Annotated in this window: 8 protein-coding genes and 1 pseudogene; 7 read left to right on the forward strand and 2 right to left on the reverse strand. The window is 65.6% G+C overall.

Annotation, left to right across the window (positions count from 1 at the left end):
- The first annotated feature begins 42 nt into the window (after nucleotides 1-42).
- The gene (locus tag K2Z83_RS27600) at nucleotides 43-234 is read left to right on the forward strand and encodes a hypothetical protein (RefSeq protein WP_220598388.1); all 192 of its coding nucleotides are present in this window, start codon (nucleotides 43-45) and stop codon (nucleotides 232-234) included.
- Nucleotides 235-698: 464 nt separating this feature from the next.
- On the opposite strand, the gene K2Z83_RS27605 is transcribed toward K2Z83_RS27600, so the two are convergent.
- Together K2Z83_RS27605 and K2Z83_RS27610 are read right to left on the reverse strand one after the other, a co-directional pair.
- On the reverse strand, nucleotides 699-1,223 hold the full coding sequence (locus K2Z83_RS27605) for an HNH endonuclease (RefSeq protein ID WP_255604562.1): 525 nt from the start codon (nucleotides 1,221-1,223) through the stop codon (nucleotides 699-701).
- Nucleotides 1,220-1,582, reverse strand: coding sequence for a hypothetical protein (locus K2Z83_RS27610; protein WP_220598390.1), 363 nt, complete (start codon nucleotides 1,580-1,582; stop codon nucleotides 1,220-1,222). The genes K2Z83_RS27605 and K2Z83_RS27610 overlap by 4 nt, the downstream gene beginning before the upstream one ends.
- Nucleotides 1,583-1,771: 189 nt before the next feature.
- Here K2Z83_RS27610 and K2Z83_RS27615 point away from each other — a divergent pair, with 189 nt between their 5' ends.
- The 6 genes and pseudogenes from K2Z83_RS27615 to K2Z83_RS27640 form a co-directional block, all read left to right on the forward strand.
- Nucleotides 1,772-2,215 carry a helix-turn-helix domain-containing protein gene (locus K2Z83_RS27615; RefSeq protein WP_220598391.1) on the forward strand — a complete coding sequence of 148 codons (444 nt, stop codon included), beginning with the start codon at nucleotides 1,772-1,774 and terminating at the stop codon, nucleotides 2,213-2,215.
- Between the two features lie 275 nt (nucleotides 2,216-2,490).
- On the forward strand, nucleotides 2,491-2,967 hold the full coding sequence (locus K2Z83_RS27620) for a hypothetical protein (protein ID WP_220598392.1): 477 nt from the start codon (nucleotides 2,491-2,493) through the stop codon (nucleotides 2,965-2,967).
- Nucleotides 2,968-2,976: 9 nt separating this feature from the next.
- Entirely contained in the window at nucleotides 2,977-3,567 is a 591-nt protein-coding gene (locus K2Z83_RS27625) for a hypothetical protein (RefSeq protein WP_220598393.1), read from the forward strand.
- A 140-nt stretch (nucleotides 3,568-3,707) separates the two neighbouring features.
- A complete protein-coding gene (locus K2Z83_RS27630) occupies nucleotides 3,708-4,022 on the forward strand; it encodes an HNH endonuclease (RefSeq protein ID WP_220598394.1) in 315 nt (104 codons plus the stop codon).
- A gap of 292 nt (nucleotides 4,023-4,314) precedes the next feature.
- Nucleotides 4,315-4,914 carry a hypothetical protein gene (locus tag K2Z83_RS27635; protein ID WP_220598395.1) on the forward strand — a complete coding sequence of 200 codons (600 nt, stop codon included), beginning with the start codon at nucleotides 4,315-4,317 and terminating at the stop codon, nucleotides 4,912-4,914.
- 2 nt (nucleotides 4,915-4,916) lie between these two features.
- A pseudogene (locus K2Z83_RS27640) lies at nucleotides 4,917-5,899 on the forward strand (hypothetical protein); the annotation flags it as partial.

Genomic DNA, 5,899 nt, shown 5'->3' on the forward strand with positions numbered 1-5,899 from the left:
CACATTGCCGCTTCCGGGCGGTAGCGGCAATGAACACCGCTCGTGTCCCACATCTCATTGCCGGTAATGCGCAGTTTTCCGTACCATATCGGGCGATGCATCGTTGCCGATAAGGTGCAGGCCGCCGCTATTAGCAGAAAGGAGGAGCGTGGTACTTCACGCGAAGATTCGAACGACTTTATGCAGATCGCGGACATCATCTACGCGCTGGAAGCGGCGGAGGGCGAGGAATGAGAACGAATATTTGTAAATCGTTTCCTACCTATTTTCGTGTATTTTTGGACGTGTCATTAGCGCGTCAATTACGTGTCACCAGCGTGTCACCAGCGTGTCAATTAGGTCTGATACCTTTTCCGCATTGGAACGAGCAAAAGTGCCGTTTTTGGAGCCCGACAAATATATAGGCTCCCCTCCTCATTTTGTGTTTTTTCGGGCGGGCTTGCGCCCCCTGCGACCCCCGAAATACTTTTACACTTTCCTTACTGGAGGGAGGAGGGGACGCGCCGGGGTGCGGCGCGGGGGTCGGACGGCGGCGGCGCGGGGGGAGGGATGCGCGGCGGAGGCCGCGCAGAGGGGAGGAGGGGCCGACGCGGGCGCGGCGGGGCCGCACGGAGGCCGAGGCGGCGAGGGCAGCGGCGCTGGTCGCGCGGCTGGAGCAGGAGACGCGGGCACGGGCCTTCCGGGGCGCGCTATGCGATTTACTGCGGGTCGGAGAGGCCCGCGAGTCGCTGCACGATCGCCCGCAGATCAGCCAGCTCACGCTCGAGCACCGCAACACGCTGCTGAAGGAACGCCGCACTATCTTGGGCCTGGCTGAGACCCTCTGCAATCAGCTGGGCGCGCTGCCGCCGCTGGCGCAGGGCCACCAGCAGCGGGCGGTTGAGGTGCAGCCAGCGGATATGCAACCAGCCGCGCGGGGTGAGACCAACCAGGCGACCGCTCACTGTCTCATCAATGTGGGCGCTCAGGTCATCGCGGTTCGGGTTGAGTAGACGCAGATCATCTGGGGCGTCGTCGCCCGGCCAGTAGGCGCTCTTGAATCGATTACAGGCCGAGCACGTATAAACAAGATTGTCTAGATCATCCCCGCCGCCGTGCGCCCGTGGCCGGTAGTGGTCGATCTCCAGATCGTTGCCAACATCTGCCTCGGACACGCCACAGTAGCCGCAGCACCCCGCAAAGCGCTCACGCACCCCTGCGCGGAGATCCGCCGCCAGGCTCATGGCCGCAGATCAGTAGGCAGTGGCTCCGCCGCCAGGCGCGTGTAGCGATCCTGGAGCACCAGGCGGCGCTGCTCAAACGACGCTAGCCAGGACTTCGCCTCGCTGAGGAGCTGCGCATGCTGGACTGCGAGCGCGGCAAGCTCCTCGTTGCGGATCTGAAGCGCCGTAAGCTGTGCCTCGCGCTGCGCCGCCTCCCGGTCCATACGCGCAAGCGTCGGCGCGAGGGTGCGGGCCTCATCAGCGTCAAGGATCGCCAGGAGCGCCGCAAGCTCGCGCTGCTCTTCCGCGCTGAGCGGGCCGATCAGCTCACGCTGGCGCAGGTCGTCGAAGCGGTGTTGTGTTTGCTCACTCCAATCCATCGCGCGTCCCTCCGGTATCTTCTGCCCGCATTATAGCAAAGCGCAGCAGCGATCGCCCCTGGCCCCGCCATGCTATCATGGCCGCAGATCCGCAGCTTCGTCTGGGTTGATGCGCAGCTCGCTGCCTCGTAACGCACGCCCATCTGTTCCCGTTGACGCCCCCCGCCCCACGCCGTACCATAGCCGCATATGAGCGATAGTACCGCCGACTACATCACCATCGAGGAGGTCGCCGCCCTCCTGGATCTTTCATCGCGCCAGGCCAGCCGCTATGGGCAGGGCAAGGGAGCGCGTCTGCGCACCCGCCGAGCGGGCAAGCGCATTCTCTATCATCGCGGTGATGTGGAGTCCCTGGGCCGCGACTTTCAGGTCGCGCGCACACCGCCCCCGCCGCGCGAATCGCCGCCCATCCCCGAGCCTTCGCCGCTGCTCCCGCCGCTTGAAGGCAGGCCCGATCCGTTAGAAGTTGGAAGCCTTATTTCCCTTTCTGAAGCCGCAGAGTACGCTAAACTAGAGCGAGGTACAATTCACGATTATGTCAAAAAGGGCCGATTGCGAGCAAAGAAAATAGGATCTCAGTGGGTCACGACCTATGCCGCTGTTGATGAGTATATAGAATCACGTAAGGTGTAATATTTGACATTCATTGACATTACTCTGTAAATAGAGTAATATAGCCTTATTGATCGCGGTCGCCGGGTGCTGGTAACACCCAAACGACCGCTAACCCCACAACCTGATTAGGGCAGGTCAAAGGGCTACCTGCGATGATACCATGCATCGCGGGGACCTCCGGCGGCGCCTGCACAGCAGTGGGGCGCTGTTTTGAGTCTTGCGGGTCTGATCATGCCCCTTGGCTCAGTCGATGCTCGCCGACTTTGCGGAGCAACGATACCGGAGGTTGCCTCATGGCACCACCCCCACCATTCAGCCTCGGCCCTGCCGAGGTTCAGCCCGCGCCACCACCCCCACCACTCGCCCCGACCATCCTCGATTCGCTGCTCTGCCACGACCCAGCGCGCGCTGCGGCGATCCTCGCCGCCATGCGCCCCGCCGCCCGTGCGGCCCAGGCCCACGCCCACGCCCACCTCTGCGGGGTAGGCGTCGAGAGCGTGCGCGCCGAGTGGGGAGCCCTCATCGCCGGCTGTCCGCGCCCGCCCCTGGCCCGCCCGCCCCGCAACAACGCCGACGACGCTCCTTATGACCCCGAGATCCTCGCCCTGCTCGAACCCGCAGCCGCCCAGGATCTCATCGCCGCGCTGTCTCCCGATCAGCGTGACGCGCAGGCCGCCGCGCAAGCCGCGTGGCTGGGCGCGTTCGGATACCCGGTGGCGGTCGAGGACATCCTCGGCATGTGGGCGACGCACTCCACAGACACGAACTGAGGCATATCCATGAATCTCCTCACGGCACGGATTTCCATCACCGGCGTCCGCCCGCTGCTTTGGCACGCCTTTGGCCCCGACGCCATCCCGCTGGAGAAACGCGAGCGATCGGGCGTCGCAGGCAACGATCCTGAGGAATGGAAACGCACATTATTGATCACCCCCGATCAGCAACTCTACCTCCCGGGATCCTATGCATTTGCCTGCCTGCGCGACGGAGCCCGATTCTCCAAGAAGGGCCGGGGATCGCTGCAGCCCGCCGTTGCGTCGACGCTCCAAATCCTCGACGATCGCATGATCCTGCCCCATCTCCAGCTCCCTAATCCCATCTCTACCGACCCGAGTGCTCCAATCTACCTCGACATCCGCTCCGTTCGAAACCCTGGCACGAAGGCAAGGAATATCCGCTATCGCATCGCAGCAGCGACCGGATGGACCCTCACGTTCCACATCCAATGGGACAAGACCGTTGTCGCGCGTGGCGAGATGGAATCCGTGATCATCGATGCGGGTCGCCTCGTCGGGATCGGCAATGGCAGAAGTATCGGATTCGGGCGTTTTGCCATGACCGCATTCGCCATCACGGATGACCTTCCCTAATCTCCAACCGTCTTACATGGCTTGGCACGGCACGGCAACGCACCGCTGCGCACCGCTCGGCTCGGCATGGCAAGGCATAGCGCGACAAGGCATGGAACGGCGGGCAGCACGACAACTGCCCGCTGCCCCGGAGCACACGTATGAAACGACATCGACGCCTCCCGCCCGCAATCTGGGCCCTGCGCCGCCAGCAGGTCTGGGAACGCGATCGCGGGCGCTGCCAGGGACCCTATTGCGCTGGCGCACCGCCCATCCCGCTGGAGGTCGCCCACATCGACCACATCATCCCGCTCAGCAAGAGCGGATCAAACGCGATTGCGAACCTCCGGACACTCTGCCGGCGCTGCCACGTCCTCCGCGCCGGCCACGAGCACCAGGGCATGATCCGCGCCGCCCTACGCGATGAAATCATTCCTGCGAATTGGCGCCCGCTCGTCTGGGAGGACAAACCATGATTAATCGTGACCGCTACACCATCGGCTATCGCGCGTTGCGCGCACTGGTGGAGGATTTGCTCGCCCCCCCCCGCCCACCGCCGACGTAGACACTATCCACGAGGCGCTCCAGGCCCACCTGCGCCTCCACTGCGGCAACTGTGGCGAACTGCTTGATCACAACTTACGCACTATGGGGGAGCGGTTCTGCTACTCCTGCGTCGACCCGGCCCCGCTGCGACATGACCCGTAGGCGGCTGAGGTTCGCCCCCGCAACAAGACGTCGGGCAATCCGGCTCCAAGGAGATCACCTGTGGACCGATTCTTTGAGTCAATCGACATCACCGCGCAGCTGCGCAACGCCCTGCGCGCCGTCCGCTCCATCCCCAACGGCATCCCGTCGCTGCTGCTGGCCCTGATCTTTGGCCTGAGCTGCTATGTGCTCTGGCCCTGGATCTGGTTCCTTGACCTCGACTCGACTCGTGTGTTCGGCGAGGCCAAGGCCGCTATCGTGGCCGGCGCCGGCGTGCCCTTCTTCGACCCTGCTGCCTTCGGCTGGTCGCTGCTCGGCGGGCTACTTCTGTTCACGCTGATCGAGCTTGGCTCCCCGGTGTTGGCCCGCTACGGCGTCGCCCCCGCCGCCTGGCTGCTCTGGGCGGCGATCTGCATCGACGCCTACACCGACTACCCGCGCGTCCAGGCCCTGATGGAGCCCAACCGGGCCTGGTTTGTCGCCGAGGCGGGCGGCTTCTGGGGCACCGGGCTCTTCTGGCTGGCCCGCGCCGCCCTCCTCTTCGTGGCCACGATCGGCTTAGAGCTGGCCTTCGTCGTGCTCGCCGTCTGCGCCGTGGCCTTGCTGCTCAAGACCTTCATGGGCGGCCCCCGTCGCGCCGCCGTCGCAACAGGGGACTGACGATGGAGCAGCACACCCGCCACCCCTTCGACCTGATCGACCTCGGGCTGCTGCTCTTCGTGGCCCCGCTGCACCCGGTCGCCTTCTTCGCTGTGCTCGGCCAGTGGTTCGTCCGCCGCTCGTCCGGCATCGCGGCGAGCGCGGCCGACACGCTGACGGCGATCGGGGTCGACCGCCGCCTGGCCGAGGGCCGCCTGGCCCGGGCGCTGCTGCCCGGCCTGACCGCGCGACCGGGGGGCCAGCCGGAGCCGCCGCTGCTGCCCGCCTGGGGCGACAACCACCCGCTCGCCGAGACTGGCAATGACGCCCCCGCCCTGCCGATGATCACCCTCGCCGAGCTGGCCGCCGGCGACAACCTACTCATCGTCGGCAACCGGGGCTCGGGCAAGACCACCCTGCTCCAGGCCATCCTGGCCCACCGTCAGCGCCGCTGCTACGTGCTCGACCCGCACAGCCATCCCGGCAAGTGGCCCGCCAACGCCAAGGTACTCGGCGGCGGGCGCGACTTTGCCACGATCTACGCCGCCCTGCTGCGCGCCGAGGCCGAGCTGACGAGGCGGGCCAAGGCGCTCAATAGCGATGCACACGCCCGCTTCGCCCCCTTCACGCTGGCATCCGACGAATGGGGCAGCGTCACCAGCGAGATTGTCGTCGGCAAGGACCAAGACTCGCCGGGGCGGCTGATGATCAGATTGCTCAAAGAGGGCCGGAAATTTGGCCTGAGTTTTATCGGTTGCGCGCACGGCGACACCGCCGAGAGCCTGGGCTCCAAGGGCGATACGGTGGCCTTCCGGGCCTCGTTCGACTGGATCGTCTACTGCGGCGCATTTGTGGCCCGCGAGCTGCGCGACCTGTCCGAGATCGGACAGCGCCTGCCCATGGGCCGCACCCCCGAGGGCGGCACCTTCCCGCTCATGGTCGTCGCCGTCTCGCCGGTGACGGGCGCGCGCCGGCTGCTCGACCTGCGCGGGATCGATAGGGTCGC

Source organism: Oscillochloris sp. ZM17-4 (genome assembly GCF_019599295.1).
Taxonomy (GTDB): domain Bacteria; phylum Chloroflexota; class Chloroflexia; order Chloroflexales; family Chloroflexaceae; genus Oscillochloris.